The organism is Alloyangia pacifica (assembly GCF_003111685.1).
GTDB lineage: Bacteria > Pseudomonadota > Alphaproteobacteria > Rhodobacterales > Rhodobacteraceae > Salipiger > Salipiger pacificus_A.
This window is the reverse complement of record NZ_CP022189.1, coordinates 1,632,957-1,654,472: the sequence shown is the minus strand read 5'-3', so window position 1 is coordinate 1,654,472 and position 21,516 is coordinate 1,632,957. Positions and strand designations below refer to the sequence as shown.

Here is a 21,516-nt window from a genome sequence, read left to right as displayed (position 1 = left end):
GAGCCCGCCCGCGCAAGGAGGTTTCATGCGCATCTTGATCGTCGAGGATGACCCTGTGCTTTCCGAGGGACTCTCGGTCGGCCTCGGCCTGTCCGGTTTCACCGCCGACGCCGTGGCCACGCTGGGCGACGCGCGCGCGGCGCTGGCGGGCTCGGACTTCGCCGGTCTGGTGCTCGACCTGATGCTGCCCGATGGCTCGGGGCTGGAGCTGCTCTCGGAGATCCGCCGTGGCGGCTCGGAGTTGCCGGTGCTGCTGCTCACCGCCCGCGACCAGGTGCGCGACCGGATCGAGGGGCTGGATGCCGGGGCCGACGACTACCTCGGAAAGCCCTTCGACCTGCACGAGCTGGCGGCGCGGCTGCGCGCCATCCTGCGCCGCGCCGAGGGTCGCGCGGCGTCGGTTCTGCGCTGGAACGGGCTTGAGCTCGACCCATCGCGGATGCGCGGTGAGTTCAACGGCGCGCCGATCAGCTTCTCGCGCCGCGAGTTCGCGGTGCTGCATGCGCTGATGGAACGCCCTGGGCAGATCCTGTCGAAGTCGGCGCTGGAAGAGCGGCTCTACGGCTGGCAGGAGGAGATCGAAAGCAACACCGTCGAGGTCCATGTCCACCACCTGCGCGCCAAGCTCGGCCGTGGATTCATCGAGACGGTGCGGGGCCTTGGCTACCGCGTCGCCGCCGAGGGATGAGCCGCATGTCCCTGCGCTTGCGCCTTTTCCTGATCCTCGCCCTGGCGACCGGCGCGATCTGGTTCTCGGCGGTGATCTGGATCGAGCATTCCACCCGCGCGCAGGTGACCCGCGTGCTCGACGCGCGGCTGGCCGAGGCGGCGCGGATGGTCTCGTCGCTGCTCGAGGATCGGCGCATTGCCATGGCCGGAGACGGCGCGCCGGTGGCGATTCCGCTCGATCCGCACGGTGATTACGCCCATCAGCTGTCGTGCCAGATCTGGTCGCTGCAGGGCACGCTGGTCGGCCAGTCCGAGGGCGCGCCGCAGGTCCAGCTCACCGGGGCGCAGGGCACGGGCTATTCGCAAAGCACCGTCGGGGGCGAGACCTGGCGCGTTTACACCGTCGAGAACCCCGCGCTCGGGGTTCGGGTCATGGTGGGCGACAGCCTCGGGGTGCGCGATCGTCTGGTTTCGGGGGTGATCGAGGGGCTGCTGCTGCCCATGGCGTTGATCCTGCCGCTGCTGGCGGCGGCGCTCTGGGTGAGCCTGGGGCGCGGGCTGGCGCCGATGCACCGGCTGGCCGAGGCGCTGCGTTTGCGCAGCCCTTCCGATCTGTCGCCGTTGCCAGCCGGACCGGTGCCCGCCGAGATGCGCCCGATGCGCGGCGCGCTCGACGATCTCTTCGCCCGGCTCGCCAAGGCGCGCGAGGCCGAGCGCGACTTCACCGCCTTTGCCGCGCACGAGCTGAAGACGCCTCTGGCGGGTCTGCGGACGCAGGCGCAGATCGCCCGCATTGCCCCCGACGAGGCCACGCGCAGCCGCGCGCTGCAGAGCATCGAGCGCTCGGTGGACCGCACCGACCGGCTGGTGCGGCAGCTGCTGGAACTCTCGGCGGTCGAGCGCGAGGGTGCGGCGGCGGAGCGTGTGGATCTCGGGCAGCTCAGCGCCGAGATCTGCGCCGATCTTGCCCCCCTGGCCGAGACGCGCGGCGTTGCGCTGATCTGTGACATTCCCCAAGGCAGCGAGCAGACGCTGCCCGCCAGCGGCTTCCTGCTGCACACCGCCCTGCGCAACCTCGTGGAAAACGCCCTGCAGGCGTCGTCCGAGGGCGGTAAGGTTCGGATATCGCGGCGCGGCGCGGTGCTCTTGGTCGAGGATGACGGTCCGGGCATCCCCGAGACCCTGCGCGCCCGCGCCTGCGAGCGCTTCGTGCGCGGCACCCGGGGCGGCGACGGCAGCGGTCTGGGGCTCGCCATTGCCCGCGCGGCGATGGAGCGGCTCGGCGGAGGGCTCGAGCTGCCGCCGAGCGCCGGGCAGGGCCAGCGGGCCGAGCTGCACTTGCCCGCAGCCTGATCTTCCTTGCCGCACATGGCATGTGCGCGGCAGGGGGCTGTCCCGCCGCCGTCGGGCGCCCTAGATTGCGCTCCAAGACAAGGAGAGTGCAATGGAACTCGGACTTTACACATTCGGCGACGTGGGCAAGAACCCGGTCACCGGCGAGACGGTGGACGCGGCAAAACGGCTGCAGAACCTGATGGAAGAGATCGAGCTCGCCGACCAGGTCGGGCTCGATGTCTTCGGCCTCGGCGAGCATCACCGCCCGAATTACGCCATCTCGTCGCCCGCCACGGTGCTGGCCGGCGCGGCGCGCACCACGAAGACCATCAAGCTCAGCTCGGCGGTCACGGTGCTCAGTTCGGACGATCCTATCCGCGTCTACCAGCAGTATGCGACACTCGACAACCTGACCGGCGGGCGGGCCGAGATCATGGTCGGACGGGGCAGTTTCATCGAGAGCTTCCCGCTCTTTGGCTATGATCTCGACGACTACAACGAGCTGTTCGAGGAAAAGCTGCAGATGCTGCTCGCCATCAACGAGCAGGAACGGCTGTCTTGGCCGGGCACTGCACATACGCCCAAGGTCGAGGGGCTCGGGGTTTACCCGCGTCCCGCGCAGGACAAGCTGCCGATCTGGATTGCGGCGGGGGGCACACCGCAGAGCATGGTGCGCGCTGGCGCGCTGGGGGCGCCGCTGGCACTGGCGATCATCGGCGGTCAGCCGCGCCGCTTCAAGCCGCTGGCCGACCTCTATCGCAAGGCCGCCGCGCAGACCGGTCACGCCGAGCAGGCGCGTGTCTCGCTCAACGTGCATGGCTTCGTCGGCGAGGACAGCAAGAAGGCCGCCGACCTGTTCTTCCCGGCGCAGAAGCAGGTGATGGACCAGCTCGGCCGCGAGCGCGGATGGCCACCGCAGAGCCGCGCGCAATACGACGAGAGCATGAGCGCAGAGGGGTCGATGTTCGTCGGCAGCCCGGCGCAGCTGGTCGACAAGATCCTCGGGCTGCGCGAGGATCTCGGCTTCGACCGGGTGACCATCCAGATGGCCATCGGTGTCATCGAACACGCCGAGATGCTGAAGGCGATCGAGGTGCTGGGCACGAAGGTCGCCCCGGAGTTGCGCAAGGCCGGCTGACCGCTGCGACCCCGGCGCCGGTGGCGTGATTTGCTGCCGGTGCAACACCGCCCTGCCTTCGGCGCGCTTGATTTGCCGCGCCGGGGCCTCTAGGTAACTTGCCCGAGAGAGGACGACCTCCCCCATACTGGGACAGCAGACGGGACGGCCCGACGCCATGGAGAGTGTCATGCGCAGCCGGTCCGATCGTATTCGTCACGCCCTCAGCTTCGAGCTGCTCGGCCTTGCCCTCGTCACCCCGCTTGGAGCCTGGGCCTTTGATCGCGACATGCACGAGATCGGCCTCGTCGCGCTGGTCTGCGCCACTGTGGCGATGGGGTGGAACTACGTCTACAACCTGCTCTTCGATCTGTGGATGAGCCGCCGTTATGGCCACACGCGGAAGAGCGTCCTTCTGCGCGTCGGGCACGCGGTGCTGTTCGAGCTTGGCCTGCTGGTGGCGCTGGCGCCCTATATCGCCTGGGAGCTGGGGGTGAGCCTTGGCCATGCCTTGGTCATGGACATGGGCTTCGCGGGCTTTTACCTGGTTTATGCCTTCGTCTTCAACTGGCTCTACGATCTCGTCTTCCCGATCCCGCAGGCCCGGGCCGAGGCGCGCGGCTGAGGCGGTCGCCGTCGTGCCGCTCCAAGCCTTCCTCTTCGCAAGACTACTCTAGAGCGCCGCGCATCACGCGGCGGGGCGGCCCGCCTCGACCCAGCGGGAGGACGCTACTTCGACCTACAGCGCGCAGCTGTCCTCTGCCTCGGCAAAAAGCGGCGCGGGCGCTGGTGCGGGGTTTTGCGCGCGGGCGCCCTGGTAGGCACCAAAGACGGCAAGGGCCACCAGCGCCCCCAACTGGATAAGGGTTGTTCGTTTCATTTTTCTGCCTCGTCCGGGAAAGTCGGGGTCGTTGCCCCAGTCCCTTTGTTGCTCCCTCAGATGGAGAGCTTTCCGCCAGAATACAGCAGGGTGCGGACAGGCCGGTGTCGCGATTGCGACGTGAGCGCAGAGTTTTGCTCAAATCCTGAGTATTTGCGCGAAAATCCAGCAGAATGTGGCCTTGATGTCACGTATTTGCGCCTGACGTTGCGCCAGAACACCAAAAACCGCCCGGAGCGGGGAGCTCCGGGCGGTCAATTTGCGACAAGTTGTCCAAGCGACCTGGCCCGGGGGCGGGCCGCCGCGGCGATATCAGGAGGCCGCGAGGTCGCGCAGCACGTAGTGCAGCACGCCGCCGTGCTCGACGTATTCCTTCTCGATCGCCGTATCGATGCGGCACTTGAGCTGGATGGTCTTGGTCGAGCCATCCTTGAAGGTGATGGTGCAGGGCACCTCGGCCAGCGGGGTCACCGTGTCGAGCCCCTCGATGCTCACCGTTTCCTCGCCGGTCAGGCCCAGCGACTTGCGGGTGTCGCCGCCGGTGAACTCGAAGGGGATGACCCCCATGCCGACGAGGTTGGAGCGGTGGATACGCTCGAAGCTCTCGGCGATCACTGCCTTGACGCCCAGAAGGGCCGTGCCCTTGGCTGCCCAGTCCCGCGAGGAGCCGGCGCCGTAGAGCTCGCCGCCGAAGATCACCAGCGGCGTGCCCTGATCCTGATAGGCCATGGCCGCCTCGTAGATCGAGGTCTGCTGGCCATCGGGCCCCTTGGTGTAGCCGCCTTCGACTCCGTCCAGCATCTCGTTCTTGATGCGGATGTTGGCGAAGGTGCCGCGCATCATCACCTCGTGGTTGCCGCGGCGCGAGCCATAGGAGTTGAACTCGCGCACGGGCACCTGGTGCTCGACAAGGTACTGGCCGGCCGGGGTGCTTTCCTTGAACGAACCGGCGGGCGAGATGTGGTCGGTGGTGATCATGTCGCCAAGCACGGCAAGGATGCGCGCGCCCTCGATGTTGGTGATCACGCCCGGATCCTTGGACATGCCCTGGAAGTAGGGCGGGTTCTGCACGTAGGTCGAGGTCGGCGGCCAGTCATAGGTCTCGCCGCCCTTCACCTCCACGCCCTGCCACCTTTCGTCGCCCTTGAAGACGTCGGCGTATTTCTCCTGGAACGCCTTGCGGGTCACGGTTTTCTCGACCAGCTCGGCGATCTCGGCATTCGAGGGCCAGATGTCTTTGAGGTATACGTCGTTGCCGTCCTTGTCCTGACCGATCACATCCGTCGCGATGTTGACGTTCATGTCACCGACCAGCGCGTAGGCCACGACCAGCGGCGGCGAGGCGAGGTAGTTGGCGCGCACGTCGGGCGAAATGCGGCCCTCGAAGTTGCGGTTGCCCGAGAGCACCGAGGTGGCGATCAGGTCGTAGTCGTTGATCGCCTTGGAGATCGGCGCATCGAGCGGACCGGAGTTGCCGATACAGGTGGTGCAGCCGTAGCCCACGAGGTTGAAGCCCACCGCGTCGAGATCTTCCTGCAGCCCCGCGGCCTCGAGGTATTCCGAGACGACCTGCGAGCCCGGCGCCAGCGAGGTCTTCACCCAGGGCTTGCGATTGAGCCCCAGTTCGCGTGCCTTGCGGGCGACGAGACCGGCGCCGATCATCACGTAGGGGTTCGAGGTGTTGGTGCAGGAGGTGATCGAGGCGATCACGATCGAGCCGTCGTGCAGCTGGTAGGCATTGTCGTCGGACTTGTACCAGCCTTTCTTATGGTGGCCCTCGTCACCGGGGACGTCGCGCGGCTCGGGAGCGCCGCCTTCGCCTTCCCAGCGCACTTCGGCGTTGGCCGAGGCATCCTTGCCGTCGCGTACGCCTTTCACATACTCGCCGAAGGCGGTCGCCGCGCCGTCGAGCGCAATGTAATCCTGCGGGCGTTTCGGCCCGGAGATGGCGGGCACGATGGTTCCCATGTCGAGCTCGAGCGTGTCGGTGTAGATCGGATCGTAGTCCGCGCCGCGCCAGAAGCCGTTCTCCTTGGCATAGGCTTCGACCAGCGCGATGCGGTCCTTGTCGCGGCCGGTCTGCTCGAGATAGCGCAGGGTTTCGGAGTCGATCGGGAAAAATCCGCAGGTGGCGCCGTATTCGGGGGCCATGTTGGCGATGGTGGCGCGCTGCGCCAGCGGCAGGTTGTCGAGCCCGTCGCCGTAGAATTCCACGAACTTGCTGACCACGCCCTTGGCGCGCAGCATCTCGACGACCTTGAGCACGAGGTCGGTGCCGGTGGTGCCTTCCATCATCTCGCCGGTCAGCTTGAAGCCGACGACCTCGGGGATGAGCATGGAAATGGGCTGACCCAGCATCGCTGCCTCGGCCTCGATGCCGCCAACGCCCCAGCCCAGAACGGCGGCGCCGTTGACCATGGTGGTGTGGCTGTCGGTGCCGACCAGCGTGTCGGGGTAGGCGACCTCGGTGCCGGTCTGGTCTTCATCGGTCCAGACGGTCTGCGCAAGGTACTCGAGGTTCACCTGGTGGCAGATGCCCGTGCCCGGCGGCACCACGCGGAAGTTGTTGAAGGCGGATTGCCCCCACTTGAGAAACTCGTAGCGCTCGATGTTGCGCTCATACTCGCGGTCGACGTTCATCTGGAAGGCGCGCGGATTGCCGAACTCGTCGATCATTACCGAGTGGTCGATGACCAGATCCACCGGGTTCAGCGGGTTGATCTTCTGCGGATCGCCCCCCAGCGCCTTGATGCCATCGCGCATGGCGGCCAGATCGACCACCGCCGGAACGCCGGTGAAATCCTGCATCAACACGCGGGCAGGGCGATAGGCGATCTCGCGGGGGTTCTTGCCGCCCTGCTTGCCCCATTCGGAAAAGGCCTTGATGTCGTCCACCGAGACGGTCTTGCCGTCTTCGAAGCGGAGCATGTTCTCAAGCACAACCTTGAGCGCTGCGGGAAGATTTGCGAAGTCGCCGAGCCCGGCGGCCTCTGCCGCGGGGATCGAGTAATAGGCGATGGTCTTGCCATTCACCTCGAGCGTCTTGCGCGTCTTGGATGTATCCTGACCAACCGTGATGGGCATGTGTGGCTCCCTCTTCTTGGGTGGAGAAAAACTGGGTCGCTACCGGGTAGATGGCGCAGAGACCATGTTGGATCAAGTCCGTAGGGATATAAATTGTATTCGATGGTATACATTTGCCGAAAAACCACCATCACCCGCTCTCGCAAAACCTTGATTGGTTATTTCAATGAGGGTTTTGTACCCCAATTGGGGAGAAGCTACGGGGAAAGCTGGCCAGATGATCCGACTCACGACTTGGATGGCGCCCATAGCCATGCTGCTTTCCGTCAGCGTGGCGCAGGCGCAGCAGGACACGCCGGTCCTCGTCGAGCTCTTCACTTCACAGGGCTGCGCCGCCTGTCCGCCCGCCGATGCCGTGCTCTCGGAGCTGAGCGGGCGCGAGGATGTCATCCCGCTGGCGCTGCATGTGGACTACTGGGATTACATCGGCTGGAAGGACGATTTCGCCGATCCGGCCTTTACCAAGCGCCAGAAGGGATATGCTCGCGCCGCCGGCCGCCGCTCGCTCTACACGCCGCAGATGATCGTGGCGGGCCGCTACGACGTCGTCGGCTCGCGCCCGATGAAGGTGGTGGATGCGATCCGCGCCGCCGCCAAGACCCCGCCTCCGGTGAAGCTGCTGCTGGCGCGCGACGGTGACACGCTGGTGATCCGCGCCGAGCCGCTGGCTCCCTTGCCGCCCGAGACGGTGGTGCATCTGGTGCGCTACGCGCCGGAAAAGACGGTGGACATCGAGGATGGCGAGAACGCCGGGCTCGAGATGACTTACACCAATATCGCGCATGGCTGGCAGGTGATCGGCAGCTGGGACGGGCAGGGCGCCTACGAGACCTCGGTGCCGCTGGAGGGCGACGATCCGGCGGTGGTGCTGGTGCAGGAGCCGCCCTTCGGCCCGGTGCTGGCCGCCGCGCGCTGGCGCGACTGAGCCGCGCCAGCAAAGGCACCGTCCGCGACCTCAGGCCGCGCCTTCACTTCCCATGAACATCAGGTCCGGTCCGCTGCCGTCCGGCGCGACGAGGCAGCGCCAGGGGGCGCCGTTTGTGCCGACCCGCATGTAGATCGCGGTGGCCGCCTCGGAGGTTTCGCTGCCCACCACCATGACACCGCCCTCGGTCTGCGCCTCGAGCGCGGACTGGCATGACGACACCGCGGCGTTGGTCACCTCGGGGGCCATGGTTTCGATGAAGGGCGGTCCGCCCGGAGCCGCGGGCATCGGCGCGCTGGCAGAGGGGGTGGCGGTACCGTCGCAGGCGGCGACGAGCGTGATCGCGGCGAGCACGGCTGCTGACCTGATGAATGGCATGTAAGGGGTCCTCGAAATTTTCTGAACAATGGCAGTGATACAGCTTAGGGCTTGCCTTGTTCGGCGATCAAGAGGCCGCTGGGAGCTTCACCTGCCGTCCTGCTGTCGCGCGCGTTTTTCCGCTCGCTTGCGCTGGCGCTTCGGCTTCCAGCGGCGGTGAATCCAGAACCATTGACCGGGGTCCGCCTCGATCCGCGCCTCGAGCCTCCGGGTGAGCTCGCGCATCATCTCGACCGGATCTCCATGCGGGATCGGTGCCTCGAAGACCGCTTCGAAGTTCACCCCGTCGGGTTGGCGGATGCCGAAGAACGGCACGAAAAGCGCGCCGGTCTTCACCGCGATCTCGGCGGCAGAGGTCAGCGTGGGGGCGGGCTGGCCGAGGAAATCGATGGGCACGCCCGCGCTGTCGTAGACGTCGAAGAGCAGCACGCCCATGCCGCCGCCGCGGATGTGTTTGAGCAGCCCCATGGTGCCGCGCCGGCCCTGTTCGAAGACCGGATCGCTGAGCGCGTGCATGTTGGCGGCGTAATGCTCGTTGAAAAAAGGATTGGCCATGGGCCGGTAGAGCCCGCCGATGCGCCAGCCGCGGGCGACCAGCGCGGCGCGCGGCGCCTCGAAGTTGCCGTAGTGGCCGGTGACGAAGAGGATCGGCTTGCCCTCGGCTTGCGCGGCCTCGATGGCTGAAACGCCCTCGCCGGTGACCGGCGTGTGCTTCATGCGCTCGAGCAGCCCCGGAATGTCGTAATTCTCGATCATCGTACGCCCGGCGTTCTGCGCCACCTCGCGGGCGATGCGGCGGCGCTCGTCCTCGGGCATCTTGGGCCAGACGTGGGCGAGGTTGGCCATGGCGCGGTCCCGGTAGCCGGTCAGCGGGGCGAGCACGCGCGAGACCAATGTTGCCATCATCCGGCCGCGGAGCGTGGCTGGCAGCAGCAGCGCGAGCCGGATCATCGCCCGCAGCGCCTTGTCGGACAGGAAATCGCCCATACTGCCGCGGTCCTGCACGGCCGCCTTGGCCGGGGTCGCGCCGTCGTCTTTTGCTGGCCTATGTGTCGTGCCCTTGGTCACATCCCGCTCCGCTGGTCTGAGCGGCAGACTTAAGCCGAGGATGGGCGCGGCACAAGTTCCGGGACTAGTCCTCGTCGTCATCGTCCGACTTCAGCTCGATCTCTCCGACGCTGACCAGTTCGCGGATGGCGCTGACCACGGCGTTCATCGCGGCCTCGCCCTTCTTGCCCTTGACGCTCATGCCAGCCGCGTCCTCGCGGAGCGCGGAAGCCATGCGTTTCGACATGTTTTCAAGCAGGTATTCGGCGGCGGGTAGATCGGCGTCGGAGCTGGCGGCGGCGATGGCGACGGTGAGATCTTCGGGGGCCACGTCGCGGGTGATCTTCGGCACGTCCTGCTTGCGCAGCCGTGAAGGGATGTCGGCGAAAGTGAAGATCGCGCGGCGCACCGCTTCGGCGAAATCCCTGTCGGTCTCTTCCAGCCCCTCGAGAACCTCGTCACGCTTGGCCGAGGCGGCGTAGTTGAGGATCGCGCCCACCCGCTCGTCGGCGCGCTTGGCAAAGGCCCGGGGCGGTTCGGCGTCGAGCTGGGCGGCGAGGCTCAGGCCGATGCGGTCCACCGCCTCGGGAGAGATGCCTGCGGTCATCGATACGGCATAGGTGATGCGCCGGGCGCGGTCGCCGGGCATCTGCGCCAGCACGGCGGCGGCCTTGGCGGTGTTGATCTTCGAGAGCATGACCGCCGCCACCTCGATCGCCTCGGCGCCGGCGATGGCGGCTATGCGCTCCTCTGGCAGGGCACCGATGCGCTCCCAGGGATCGCCGCTCTGGCGCACGCCCGCTTCCTTGCGCAGCCGTGCGGCGGTGCGCGCGCTGATCTTGCCCTCGAGCGCGGAAAGCGCCCCGGCCATGTCGCCGGGAAAGGAGAGGCCAACGCCGTCGAGTTCCTCGGAGAACTCCTCGACCACGGCGTTGAGCGTGGCGCGGTCGATGTAGCGCATGCGCCCGAGCTGCAGCGTCAGCTCGGCCTGCAGATCCTCGGGCAGGGCGGAGAGCGGTACATCCGCCCCCTCGTTGAGCAGGAATTGCACGATGATCGCCGCCTTGGCGCGTCGCGACAGCGGCCGCCGTCCGCCGGCAGGCGCGAGATCGGACGGGGAAGGCAGCTGCGACATGGCGGGACATCCGGGCTCTTGCGACTGCCAGAGCTAACGCAGCGAGGTTAACGATCCCTCATTCCCACACGGAAAAGGGCAACCTCGGCGGGCTGCCCTTTGACGTGGGATCGGATGTGCGGGCTCTGCGGTCAGCCCGAGACGACCTTGCAGGTGCCGGTGGCGGAATCGTATTCCGATCCGCCGGCGCAGGTCATCTTGGCCTCATTGTGATAGCTGCAGTCCGCCCAGGCAGAGAGCGGGGCGGCGACGAGAGCCGCGGCAGTCAGCAGGATCTTGATCGTCATGCGTCGTCCTCCGTCGTGACTGGGAAGAAGGCTACCACGGCTTGCCTCATCTGCCAAAACGAAACGGGCCGGCGCCTTTCCTCACGTTTCCGCGAGCGTGGCGCCGGCCCTTGCGTTCAGGTCCAGATATCCCGGTCCGGGGCAGAAGCCCCGCACGCCTTGGCAGGATCAGCTCTCGCCGAAGACCCGGCGGAAGATCGTGTCCACGTGCTTGGTGTGATAGCCCATGTCGAACTTCTCGTTGATCTGCTCGACGCCGAGCGCCTTGACCACATCCTCGTCCGCCAGCAGCTGCTCGCGGAAATCGACGCGCTCTTCCCAGACCTTCAACGCGTTGCGCTGCACCATGGAATAGGCATCCTCGCGGCTCACGCCCGCCTGCGTCAGCGCCAGCAGCACGCGCTGGCTCATCACGAGGCCGGGGAACTTGTTCATGTTGTCGAGCATGTTCTGCGGGTAGATGATCATCTTGTCGACCACGCCCGCGAGGCGGTTCAGCGCGAAGTCGAGGGTGATGGTCGCGTCGGGGCCAATGCCGCGCTCGACCGAGCTGTGCGAGATGTCGCGCTCGTGCCAGAGGGCAACATTCTCCATCGCCGGGATGACGGTCATCCGCACGAGACGGGCGAGGCCGGTCAGGTTCTCGGTCAGCACCGGGTTCTTCTTGTGCGGCATCGCCGAGGAGCCCTTCTGGCCCATCGAGAAGAATTCTGCGCCTTCGAGCACCTCGGTGCGCTGCATGTGGCGGATCTCGATGGCGACGTTCTCGATCGAGCTGGCGATGACGCCGAGCGTGGCGAAGAACATGGCGTGGCGGTCGCGGGGGATCACCTGGGTCGAGATCGGCTCGGGGCGCAGGCCCAGCTTTTCGCAGACGTGCTCTTCGACCGCCGGGTCGATGTTGGCGAAGGTGCCGACCGCGCCCGAGATCGCGCCGGTGGCGATCTCGTACCGGGCTTTCTCGAGGCGGTTCTTGTTGCGGTCCATCTCGGCGTAGAAGCGCGCGAAGGTCAAGCCCATGGTGGTGGGTTCGGCATGGATGCCGTGGCTGCGGCCGACGCGAACGGTCATCTTGTGCTCGAAGGCACGCTTCTTGAGCGCGGCCAGAACCTTGTCCATGCCCTCGAGCAAGATGTCGGCGGCGCGCACCAACTGCACGTTGAGGCAGGTGTCGAGCACGTCCGAGGAGGTCATGCCCTGGTGCACGAAGCGCGCTTCCTCGCTGCCCACGTGCTCGGCGAGGTGGGTCAGAAAGGCGATGACGTCATGCTTGGTGACGGCCTCGATCTCGTCGATGCGGGCGACGTCGAATTCCACGTCCTTGGCCTTCCAGACGGCCTCGGCGTTTTCCTTGGGGATCACCCCCAGCTCGGCCATGGCGTCGCAGGCATGCGCCTCGATCTCGTACCAGATGCGGAACTTGGTGGCAGGTTCCCAGATGGCGGTCATCTCGGGGCGGGCGTAGCGGGGGATCATCGGCTAACCTTCCGTCTTGTGCAGGGCAGACGCGGGCGTCATAGGGCGGAAGTCGCGCGGCGGCAAGACCGGTGACGGCGCGGCGGGGTCGGGGCGTGGCGCCGGTGCCCTTCGGGACTGTCGGGTGATGGCGCCCCTGCTGGCTCTGCCCCCTCGGCTGCGCAAACTCCCCGAGGGTATTTTTCGTCTGGAAGAAAGCGCGGGCGTGCGGGCCGCGACGGGGTTCAGCTCAGCTGGTCGAGGCGCGCGCGCAGGTGTTCAAGCACATGCACGCGGATCGCCGAGGCCAGGCCCGCCTCGACACCACGTCCGGCGTCGATCTCGGTGGCGAGCGCGTTCAGGGTCTTGCCCTCGGCCTCGGCAAGGCGGCGGAACTCGTCCCAGAACGGCGTCTCCAGCGACACAGATGTGCGGTGGCCACGGATGGTGAGAGAGTGCTTGACCGGGCGGCCCGTCATGTCTCGGGCTTCTCGTCGCCCGGAGCGTCGAGCCTGTGACCCTCGAGCGCGCGCGCGGATTTCGCGGCCGCGTCGGCCTCGTGCTGCTTCTCGGCCTTGCTGCGTCCGTGGCGCGCGGCATTCTCGTCGGCCTGCGCGCGTTTCTCGGCGCGGGCGCGGTCCTTGCGGAAGCGGTTGAGGTTGATCACGTTGGTCATGGCTGGGAAGAATAGCGTGGCGCCGCAGAGCGGCAATGGCCAAGGCGGAAAAGCCGGGCAGGGTCGGGCGGCTTCGCGCGGCGCGCAGAAAAACGGGGCCACGCGGGCCCCGTTCTCGATCTCGTTCAGGGAGGGATCAGCCCTTCGGGCCGATCATGTCCTCGGGGCGCACGATGCGGTCGAAGGTTTCCTCGTCGACGAAGCCGAGGGCGATCGCCTCTTCCTTCAGCGTGGTGCCGTTCTTATGCGCGGTCTTGGCGACCTTGGTGGCATTGTCGTAGCCGATGGTCGGCGCCAGCGCCGTCACCAGCATCAGCGATTCCTTCATCAGCTTGTCGATGCGCGCGGTGTTGGCCTGCGTGCCGACCACCATGTTGTCGGTGAAGGCCGAGGCGCTGTCGCCGAGCAGCTGCATGGACTGCAGCACGTTGTAGCTCATCATCGGGTTGTAGACGTTGAGCTCGAAGTGACCCTGGCTGCCGGCGAAGCCGACGGCGGCGTCATTGCCCATGACATGGGCGCAGACCATGGTCAGCGCTTCGGCCTGGGTTGGGTTGACCTTACCGGGCATGATCGACGAGCCGGGCTCGTTTTCCGGCAGGATCAGCTCGCCCAGACCCGAGCGCGGGCCGGAGCCCAGCAGGCGCATGTCGTTGGCGATCTTGAACAGCGAGGCCGCCACGGTCTTCAGCGCGCCCGAGAACATCACCATCGCGTCATGCGCGGCGAGCGCCTCGAACTTGTTGGGGGCGGTGACGAAGGGCAGGTCGGTGATTTCTGCCATGTTCTTCGCGACCATCTCGGCCCAGCCCTTCTGGGTGTTGAGCCCGGTGCCCACGGCGGTGCCGCCCTGCGCCAGCTCGTAGATGTCGCCGAGGCAGGCCTCGACCCGCTCGATGCCCTTTTTCACCTGATGCGCATAGCCGCCGAATTCCTGGCCCAGCGTCAGCGGGGTGGCATCCTGCGTGTGGGTGCGGCCGATCTTGATGATGTCCTTGAACTCTTTGGACTTCGCCTCGAGCGCGGCGTGCAGCTTGCGCAGGCCGGGCAGAAGCACGTCACGTGCCTGCATGGCGATGCCCACGTGCATGGCGGTCGGGAAGGTGTCGTTGGACGACTGGCCCATGTTGCAGTGATCGTTCGGGTGCACGGGCTTTTTAGAGCCCATCTCGCCGCCCAGCATCTCGATGGCGCGGTTGCTGATCACCTCGTTGGCGTTCATGTTCGACTGGGTGCCCGAGCCGGTCTGCCAGACCACCAGCGGGAAGTTGTCGTCGAACTTGCCCTCGATGACCTCACCGGCGGCGGCGATGATCGCGTCGGCGACCTCGGCCTCCATGGTCCCCAGTTCCTTGTTGGCCATGGCGCAGGCCTTTTTCACCACGCCGAGCGCGCGGATGATCGGAACCGGCTGCTTCTCCCAGCCGATGGGGAAGTTCATGATCGACCGCTGGGTCTGTGCGCCCCAGTACTTGTCGGCGGGAACCTCGAGCGGGCCGAAGCTGTCGGTCTCGGTGCGGGTGTTGGCCATCTGTGCCTCCTGCAAAGCATACCATTGTGTGCCGTTTAGCCGCCTCCCGGTCCGGGGGCAACGGGCAAGCGGCGGGCAATGCGGCTGTTAGCGCCACGAAAACGCGGGTTTGGGGCCTCCCGGACCTGGGGGCAGAAATGCAAACGCGCCGGGACCCGTGGGGACCGGCGCGCTGGACTTGGACCTAGGCAGGGGCAGCGGCAGGGGCGCAGAGGGCCCCGCCGGCTCACTTGCGGAAAGAATCGAGGCGCACGACCTCGGCATCCTGCTTGACCGTCTCGCGCGGTCCGTCGTCCGGGCCACCCTCGGGCGGGGTCGGCTCGTCGTCGTCGTCATCCTCTTCTTCGTGGGTTTCGAAGCGCAGACCGAATTCCACCGACGGATCGACAAAGGTCTTGATCGCGTCATAGGGGATATAGAGCCGCTCGGGCGCATCGCCGAAGTTCAGCGTGACGGTAAAGCCGTCCTCGGTGACCTCGAGGTCTTCGTACCAATGCTGCATGACCACGGTCATCTCGCCCGGGTAGCGGTCCGAGAGCCAGTCGGCCAGTTCCACGTCGGGGTGCTGGGTGTCGAAGGTTATGAAGAAGTGGTGATCGCCCGGAAGACCGGTCTCCTGGACCCCTGCGAGCACGTCGTTGATGAGCCCGCGCATGGCGCGGTGCATGAGATTGCCATAGTCGATGCCGCCGGGCATTGGCTGCTCCTCGTCGCTTTCTTTTCACCATATTAGATTTGGCGGCGAGGAAAAGGGGACATGATGGAAAAATACCATGGGTGCGCTATTTCATGAAAATTGTAATTTTAATAATTGGTTAGTGCGTAGGATGCGGTTGCCGTGAGGGCAAGGGTCAGCGGCACGGAGCGGCGCAGCGGGCCTAGCAGCAGCGCCGCCAGAAGCGTCAGGCCGAGCGCGGCGGGTTGCAGGCTTTGCAGCACGGGCAGCTCCGGGGCGAGCGGGCCGAGGTGCGGAATCCGGGTCTCGGCAAAGAGCACGTGCAGCGCGAACCATAGCGCCAGATTCGCCACCACGCCGAGCACCGCGGCGGTGATCGCCTCGAGCGCCGCCTGGAGCCGGGGGCGTGCGAGCAGCCGCTCGAGATGCGGGGCAAAGGCGAAGATCCACAGGAAGCAGGGGATGAAGGTGACCCAAAGCACCATGCCGCCCGCCGCCAGTGCCATGGGCCAGCCGCCCGCGGCGAAGCCGGTGATCATGCCGACGAACTGCGTCACCAGGATCAGCGGACCGGGGGTGGTCTCGGCCAGACCCAGCGCATCGGCCATCTGCGCGGCCTCGAGCCAGCCGCGGGCGGTCACCGCCTCCTGCGCCAGCCAGGCCAGCACCGCGTAGGCGCCGCCGAAGGAGAAGACCGCCAGCTTGGAAAAGAGCATGCCGATGTCATAGAGGAGCGTCTGCCCGGCCAGCGCCGCGGCGATCATCGGCGCGAACCAGAGCGTCACCCAGAGCGGCCAGACCCAGAGCCGGTCGGTCACCGGGGCGGGAACGGGCTGCACGTCTGGGGCCGGTCCGGAGGGCTGGCTGAACCAGCCTGTCAGCGCGGCGCAGGCGATCACCACCGGGAAGGGCAGGTGCAGCACGTAGAGCGCAGCAAAGGCGGCGAGCGAGATCAGCAGCGCGCCGCGACGCCGCAGCACCTTGCGCCCGAGCTTGAGCAGCGCCTGTGCGACAAGCGCGATCACCGTGGCCTTGACGCCGAGCATCAGCCCGGCGACCTCGGGGCGGGCGCCGTAGCTGGAATAGGCCAGCGCCAGAACCGCGATCAGCACCGCGCCGGGCAGCAAGAAAAGCCCGCCCGCGATCAGCCCACCGAGGGTGCCGCGCAGCCGCCAGCCGATCCAGGTGGCAAGCTGCATGGCCTCGGGGCCGGGCAGCAGCATGCAGAACGAGAGGGCCTGCAGGTATTGCCGCTCGTTGAGCCACTGACGCTCCTCGACGATTTCGCGGTGCAGCAGGGCGATCTGCGCGGCGGGGCCGCCGAAGCTTAGCAACCCGATCCGCAGGAAGGTCATGAATAACTGGGAAAAAGACGCCATAGCAGGCATGTGCACCGGCACCCGTGACGTTTTCATGACGCGCTCAGCCGAGGATCTGCGCGATCTCGCGCAGGATTTTTCGGCGCAGGGTCTCGGCATAGGCGCGGTGGCTGCGCGCGGTCATCACGAAGCCGTCGCGGGTGATCAGCACTTGCCGATAGTAGTTGCTGACTGGCAGGCCGCTGCCCGGACCCTCGATGGCCAGCCCGTTGATCGTCACCCCCATGCGCTCGGCCCGCACCCGCGCCGCCGACGCCGGGGGTCCGGAATTCGGAGTGCCGTCGCCCGACACGTCGATCACCCGCCGCTTGCAGGGCGGGGCGCGCTCGATGGCGTCGAGCGCCGCGCCGAGGGCGGCGCCGGGCGCGGTGTCCGACAGGACAAAGGCGCGCTCCATGGCGCCGGCGGCAGCGGCGAAACCGGCAAGATCGGCGGGCTCGGCGATCTCGGTCCAGCCCAGCGTGAGCACCTGGTGGCCGGGGCCGGACCATTGCAGGACGGCGAGGGCGACGCGGTCATCGACCATAATCGCAGCGATCTCTGGGTCGGCCAGGGCAAGGGCAAGACCCTCGGTCTGGATGGCGTATTCGGAAGGATCGATGGAGTTGGAGACATCCATGGCCAGCAGCAGCGCGGTTTCGCAGGCGTGGAGCCTCGGCGCGCAAAGCGCTGCGAGCAGGGCGATACTGACAACGGACACCGGGGCCATGCCGGTCATGCTGACAGGCGGTCACCGTTCGGTCAATCACGCCGAAATGCGCTGGCCGAATGTCGCGGATGAAGGGGGAGAGAAGTGCAGGTTTCTGTTGCCAGGTACCTGCGAACCCCGCCTTAAGCTGCTAGGCCCAAGGGCTTAATTTTCGGTTTTTCGGACTGCTTACGCAGCCAGAGCAACCGGAGCACGATTGTTGTTGGCAACTATGCTTTATGAACCGATAACGGTGGTATCTCACCGGGACAAAGCTACATCTTTACGCGTTCGTCGATCCTATTTCGGCCCCATGAACCCCCAACAAGGGTTTATTGGTGGAGCCGCCGGGTACCGCCCCCGGGTCCGATCCGTTTATTACATGCGCGTTTATGCCCATAGTCCCTTGCGGAACAAGACTGATATAGGACGGGGCCGCGCGGCTTTCAATGGGGGATCTGCGCAGCGGTGGCTAGGATGGCTCCGGCGGGCGCAGGGGAAGGGTCAGGCGAAGGTGGAACACTTGGCGAGGTCCGTCCCTTCTAGGCCGAGCTTGGCCAGCGCCGGCCCCGCATCGCGATAGACATGGATCCGGAAGGGAAAGCGCGGGCCGAGCACCTGCTGGGTCATCCGTGCGATACCGAAGGAGAGATCGGAGGGGGCATAGTACACGACATCCATGCGCGGGTTCTCGAAGGCGCCGGTATCCGTGAGGTGACCGCAAAAGCGCTGCAGGTCCTCGAAATCGCCGGTGTAGGTCGTGACCCCGGAATTGTCGATGAATATCGCGTATTCGGAGCACCACTCGGGCGAAGCAATGAGCGCCGATACTATTTCAAAGCAGTCGTCGATGTGGGCGGCGCCGGAAAATTTCAAAAATGCCAATCGGTGCTCGGCATAAACCTTGAAATGTCCTGGCATATTGTCTCTCCCGAAGACGAGGAAAAAGGGGGTGAGCCTTTGAGTCGTTTCCTATGTCCGGAAGCCGGTGTCAAATGGTATGTCGCCTATGCGACATTTGTGGTGGCGTGACCGAACGGAAGTGAAGTCATTCCGTGTTTTCCAGCAATTGAGCGAAACTGCTTTCCGCCAGGCCCAAGAGGGTCAGGCAGCCGAGTTCGCTCTGCTGCACCCGCGCCACGACGCTGTCGAGCCCGTCCCAGGAATTGATGGCCAGCTTGCTGAGTTGGAAACTCAGCGGGGTGGGAGCGAAATAGAGCAGGAGCGTGGCATTCTCGCCTCCAAAGAATGCCTCGGCTTTCAGGGCTTGGACTTTCATCAGCTCGGGATAGTCGCTGTCCCAGCCGGTCAGCCGCGACAGGTCCACGAGCTGCTTTTGTCCGCGGCGGTAATCGGGATGCGACAGGTAGTCTCCGAGAGCCCGGGTCGTGTCGGTCAAGCTGGCGCGACCTTCATATCGCACATAGACAAGACCGTGAGTCCTAAGAATGCGGAAGCTGACGGACATTTCCCACCGATAGACATTAGGCTTGGGGGATGGTTGCGGTGAGGTTTCGTTAACGTCAATGGTAAATTTTGAATGTATATTTTAGCGGTGAACCCTCCGCCCGCGCGTACAGATGGGCCGCCCGGAAGAGTCCGGACGGCCCGCGTTTCAACCAAAGGTCTCGCTCTTCTAGGCCGGACCAGGCGCCGGGGTCAGTCCATGGCCTTGAAGTTGAACTCGCCGCCTTCCTTGATGCCCGAGAACCAGCGCGCCGTGACGGTCTTGGTCTTGGTGTAGAACCGGAAGGCGTCGGGGCCATACTGGTTGAGGTCGCCGAAGGCCGATTTCTTCCAGCCGCCGAAGGTGTGGTAGCTCAGCGGCACCGGGATCGGGAAATTGATGCCGACCATGCCGACGTTGACCCGGTGCGCAAAGTCGCGCGCGGTGTCGCCATCGGCGGTGTAGATCGCCGTGCCGTTGCCATAGGGGTTGTCGATCACCAGCTCGAGCGCTTCCTCGTAGGAGTCCGCGCGGACCGTGCTCAGCACCGGGCCGAAGATCTCTTCGCGATAGATGTCCATGTCGGGCGTGACGTTGTCAAAGAGCGACGGGCCGACGAAGAAGCCGTCCTCGTACCCCTGCAGCGAGAAGTCGCGGCCGTCGATGACCAGCTTGGCGCCCTGTTCGACACCCGACGTCACGAGGCCGTTGATCCGCTCCTTGGCGGCGGCGGTGATGACCGGGCCGTAGTCCACGTCTTCGCCGGCGGTATAGGGGCCGACCTTCAGTTTCTCCACGCGCGGCACCAGCTTCTCGATCAGGGCATCGGCGGTTTCCGCGCCCACCGGCACGGCCACCGAGATCGCCATGCAGCGCTCGCCCGCGGCGCCGTAACCGGCACCCACCAGCGCGTCGGCGGCCTTGTCGAGGTCGGCGTCGGGCATAATGATCATGTGGTTCTTCGCGCCGCCGAAGCACTGCGCGCGCTTGCCGTTGCTGGCGGCGCGGCCGTAGATGTACTGTGCGATCGGGGTCGAGCCGACGAAGCCCACGGCCTGCACGGTCTCGTTGTCGAGGATCGCGTCAACCACTTCCTTGTCGCCGTTGATCACCTGCAGCACGCCCGCGGGCAGGCCGGCCTCGGTGATCAGCTCGGCCAGACGCAGCGAGGTCGAAGGGCAGCGCTCGGAGGGCTTGAGGATCATCGCGTTGCCGGAGGCCAACGCCGGGGCCATCTTCCACAGCGGGATCATCGCCGGGAAGTTGAACGGGGTGATGCCCGCGACCACGCCGAGCGGCTGGCGCATGGAGTAGAGGTCGATGCCCGGGCCACCGTCATCGGTGAACTCGCCCTTGAGCATGTGCGGCGCGCCCATGCAGACCTCGACCACCTCGAGACCGCGCTGCACGTCGCCGCGCCCGTCGGGCAGGGTCTTGCCGTGTTCGCGCGAAACCAGCTCGGCGAGCTCGTCCATGTGCTCGTTGATCAGCTGGCCGAACTTCATCATGACGCGGGCGCGGCGCTGCGGGTTGGTCGCGCCCCAGGCCTTCTGCGCCTCGGCGGCCTTGGCCACCGCTTCGTTCAGCTCTTCGACGGTCGCCAGCGGCACCTTGGCCTGAACCTCGCCGGTGGCGGGGTTGAAGATGTCGGTGAAGCGGCCCGAGGTGCCCTTCACATGCGCGCCGTTGATGAAATGGGTCAGTTCCTGCATTGCAGCCTCCTATATGTTGAGCAGCACAGTAGCCTTGCGGAAATGCAGGCGACAGGGGTAATTCAACAAAGAGGTTTTGCAAAAATATAGGTGCGCGATGCGCGAGAACTGGGACGACCTGCGGATTTTTCTTGCCGTGGCGCGGGGCGAGAGCCTCTCGGCGGCGGGGCGGGTGCTGCGCATGGACCCGGCCACGGTCGGGCGGCGCGTCGCACGGCTCGAGCAGGCGCTGGGGCATCCGCTCTTCGCCAAGTCGCCGCAGGGCTACACGCTCTCCGAGGCAGGCGCTCGTCTGCTGGTCCACGCCGAGAGCGCCGAGCAGGCGCTGGGGCAGGGCGCGCAGGCGCTCATGGGCTCGTCCGAGGGATTTGCCGGGCAGATTCGCATTGGCGCGCCCGACGGCTGCGCCAACTTCCTGCTACCACAAGTCTGCGCCAAGATCGCCGAGGCCAACCCCGGGCTCGACCTGCAGATCGTCTCGCTGCCGCGCGTGGTGAACCTGTCGCGGCGCGAGGCGGACATGGCGATCGCCGTTTCGGCGCCCACGGCGGGGCGGCTGGTGGTGCAGAAGATCTCGGACTACCGGCTACATCTCGCGGCCTCGGAGCAGTATCTCGCGCAGCACCCGCCGATCCGGTCCCGCGATGACCTGCAGCGGCATCGCATCGTCGGCTACATCCCCGACATGATCTTTGACCGCGAGCTCGATTACCTCAGCGATCTCGGACTGGAACGCGTGCGGCTGGCGTCGAACTCGGTGTCCGTGCAGTTCCACTGGCTGCGGCTCGGCGCGGGGCTGGGGATCGTGCACGACTTCGCGTTGCCCGCGGCGCCGGGCTTGTGCCGGGTGCTGCCCGAGGAGGTCTCGCTCACCCGCAGTTTCTACCTGGTGCGCCATGCCGACGACCGGCGTCACGCGCGGCTTAACGGATTCGCAGCGCTTCTCGCCGACTCTGTCCGGCGCGAACTCGCGGCGCTCGAAGCGGCGGCCTGATGCCGGGCAGTCTTCGGTTGGGCGTCAAACGGCGGGGTGCGGGATCGACCGGATGTCGGTGTTGACAGAAGTTCGCGTCGGGCGGACGCTAGGGAATGTGA

The 21,516-nt window shown here is 66.2% G+C and carries 22 protein-coding genes and 1 other RNA gene; 6 read left to right on the top strand and 17 right to left on the bottom strand.

Features of this window, described 5'->3' with window-relative positions:
* The first annotated feature begins 25 nt into the window (after positions 1-25).
* The 4 genes from CEW88_RS07930 to CEW88_RS07915 all read left to right on the top strand — a co-directional run bounded on the left by CEW88_RS07930 (position 26) and on the right by CEW88_RS07915 (position 3,746).
* Positions 26-688: a response regulator gene (locus CEW88_RS07930; RefSeq protein WP_108965722.1), complete on the top strand. Its 663-nt coding sequence runs from the start codon at positions 26-28 to the stop codon at positions 686-688.
* 5 nt (positions 689-693) lie between these two features.
* Positions 694-2,022, top strand: coding sequence for an ATP-binding protein (locus tag CEW88_RS07925; protein WP_108965720.1), 1,329 nt, complete (start codon positions 694-696; stop codon positions 2,020-2,022).
* 91 nt (positions 2,023-2,113) lie between these two features.
* The gene (locus tag CEW88_RS07920) at positions 2,114-3,142 is read left to right on the top strand and encodes an LLM class flavin-dependent oxidoreductase (protein ID WP_108965718.1); all 1,029 of its coding nucleotides are present in this window, start codon (positions 2,114-2,116) and stop codon (positions 3,140-3,142) included.
* Positions 3,143-3,311: 169 nt separating this feature from the next.
* The gene (locus CEW88_RS07915; RefSeq protein WP_108967634.1) at positions 3,312-3,746 is read left to right on the top strand and encodes a PACE efflux transporter; all 435 of its coding nucleotides are present in this window, start codon (positions 3,312-3,314) and stop codon (positions 3,744-3,746) included.
* Between the two features lie 114 nt (positions 3,747-3,860).
* On the opposite strand, the gene CEW88_RS24460 is transcribed toward CEW88_RS07915, so the two are convergent.
* Both CEW88_RS24460 and acnA read right to left on the bottom strand, forming a co-directional pair.
* Positions 3,861-4,001, bottom strand: a complete 141-nt coding sequence (locus CEW88_RS24460) for a hypothetical protein (protein ID WP_159099574.1) — start codon at positions 3,999-4,001, stop codon at positions 3,861-3,863.
* 312 nt (positions 4,002-4,313) lie between these two features.
* Positions 4,314-7,085 carry an aconitate hydratase AcnA gene (gene acnA, locus CEW88_RS07910; protein WP_108965716.1) on the bottom strand — a complete coding sequence of 924 codons (2,772 nt, stop codon included), beginning with the start codon at positions 7,083-7,085 and terminating at the stop codon, positions 4,314-4,316.
* Positions 7,086-7,302: 217 nt separating this feature from the next.
* Here acnA and CEW88_RS07905 point away from each other — a divergent pair, with 217 nt between their 5' ends.
* Positions 7,303-8,010: a DUF1223 domain-containing protein gene (locus CEW88_RS07905; protein WP_108965714.1), complete on the top strand. Its 708-nt coding sequence runs from the start codon at positions 7,303-7,305 to the stop codon at positions 8,008-8,010.
* Positions 8,011-8,040: 30 nt separating this feature from the next.
* Here CEW88_RS07905 and CEW88_RS07900 read toward each other — a convergent pair whose 3' ends face one another.
* From CEW88_RS07900 to CEW88_RS07830, 15 genes are all read right to left on the bottom strand, one after another.
* Positions 8,041-8,388 (bottom strand): hypothetical protein, encoded by a 348-nt coding sequence (locus CEW88_RS07900; RefSeq protein WP_108965712.1) that lies wholly within the window; start codon positions 8,386-8,388, stop codon positions 8,041-8,043.
* Positions 8,389-8,475: 87 nt separating this feature from the next.
* Positions 8,476-9,375 (bottom strand): lysophospholipid acyltransferase family protein, encoded by a 900-nt coding sequence (locus tag CEW88_RS07895; protein WP_108965710.1) that lies wholly within the window; start codon positions 9,373-9,375, stop codon positions 8,476-8,478.
* A gap of 145 nt (positions 9,376-9,520) precedes the next feature.
* A complete protein-coding gene (locus CEW88_RS07890; protein ID WP_108965709.1) occupies positions 9,521-10,570 on the bottom strand; it encodes a flagellar motor switch protein FliG in 1,050 nt (349 codons plus the stop codon).
* A 131-nt stretch (positions 10,571-10,701) separates the two neighbouring features.
* Positions 10,702-10,857, bottom strand: coding sequence for an adenylosuccinate lyase (locus CEW88_RS07885; RefSeq protein WP_108965707.1), 156 nt, complete (start codon positions 10,855-10,857; stop codon positions 10,702-10,704).
* A 168-nt stretch (positions 10,858-11,025) separates the two neighbouring features.
* Positions 11,026-12,333, bottom strand: coding sequence for an adenylosuccinate lyase (gene purB, locus CEW88_RS07880; RefSeq protein WP_108965705.1), 1,308 nt, complete (start codon positions 12,331-12,333; stop codon positions 11,026-11,028).
* A 224-nt stretch (positions 12,334-12,557) separates the two neighbouring features.
* Entirely contained in the window at positions 12,558-12,791 is a 234-nt protein-coding gene (locus tag CEW88_RS07875; protein WP_108965703.1) for a ribbon-helix-helix domain-containing protein, read from the bottom strand.
* On the bottom strand, positions 12,788-12,988 hold the full coding sequence (locus tag CEW88_RS07870; protein WP_108965701.1) for a DUF4169 family protein: 201 nt from the start codon (positions 12,986-12,988) through the stop codon (positions 12,788-12,790). Before CEW88_RS07870 ends, CEW88_RS07875 begins: the two co-directional genes overlap by 4 nt.
* A 136-nt stretch (positions 12,989-13,124) precedes the next feature.
* Complete coding sequence (fumC, locus tag CEW88_RS07865) at positions 13,125-14,519, bottom strand: class II fumarate hydratase (RefSeq protein WP_108965699.1); 1,395 nt, start codon at positions 14,517-14,519, stop codon at positions 13,125-13,127.
* 226 nt (positions 14,520-14,745) lie between these two features.
* On the bottom strand, positions 14,746-15,216 hold the full coding sequence (locus tag CEW88_RS07860) for an SspB family protein (protein ID WP_095883724.1): 471 nt from the start codon (positions 15,214-15,216) through the stop codon (positions 14,746-14,748).
* 107 nt (positions 15,217-15,323) lie between these two features.
* The gene (chrA, locus tag CEW88_RS07855) at positions 15,324-16,550 is read right to left on the bottom strand and encodes a chromate efflux transporter (RefSeq protein WP_254694369.1); all 1,227 of its coding nucleotides are present in this window, start codon (positions 16,548-16,550) and stop codon (positions 15,324-15,326) included.
* 67 nt (positions 16,551-16,617) lie between these two features.
* A complete protein-coding gene (locus CEW88_RS07850) occupies positions 16,618-17,283 on the bottom strand; it encodes a DUF1194 domain-containing protein (protein ID WP_108965695.1) in 666 nt (221 codons plus the stop codon).
* Between the two features lie 83 nt (positions 17,284-17,366).
* Positions 17,367-17,716: a transfer-messenger RNA gene (ssrA, locus tag CEW88_RS07845) on the bottom strand.
* Positions 17,717-17,766: 50 nt separating this feature from the next.
* Positions 17,767-18,183: a hypothetical protein gene (locus tag CEW88_RS07840; RefSeq protein WP_108965693.1), complete on the bottom strand. Its 417-nt coding sequence runs from the start codon at positions 18,181-18,183 to the stop codon at positions 17,767-17,769.
* 127 nt (positions 18,184-18,310) lie between these two features.
* Positions 18,311-18,661 carry a hypothetical protein gene (locus tag CEW88_RS07835; protein WP_254694368.1) on the bottom strand — a complete coding sequence of 117 codons (351 nt, stop codon included), beginning with the start codon at positions 18,659-18,661 and terminating at the stop codon, positions 18,311-18,313.
* Positions 18,662-18,921: 260 nt separating this feature from the next.
* Positions 18,922-20,421 carry a CoA-acylating methylmalonate-semialdehyde dehydrogenase gene (locus tag CEW88_RS07830; protein WP_108965689.1) on the bottom strand — a complete coding sequence of 500 codons (1,500 nt, stop codon included), beginning with the start codon at positions 20,419-20,421 and terminating at the stop codon, positions 18,922-18,924.
* 97 nt (positions 20,422-20,518) lie between these two features.
* Between CEW88_RS07830 and CEW88_RS07825 the strand changes: the two genes are divergently transcribed.
* Entirely contained in the window at positions 20,519-21,415 is an 897-nt protein-coding gene (locus CEW88_RS07825; RefSeq protein WP_108965687.1) for a LysR family transcriptional regulator, read from the top strand.
* The last annotated feature ends 101 nt before the right edge of the window (positions 21,416-21,516 follow it).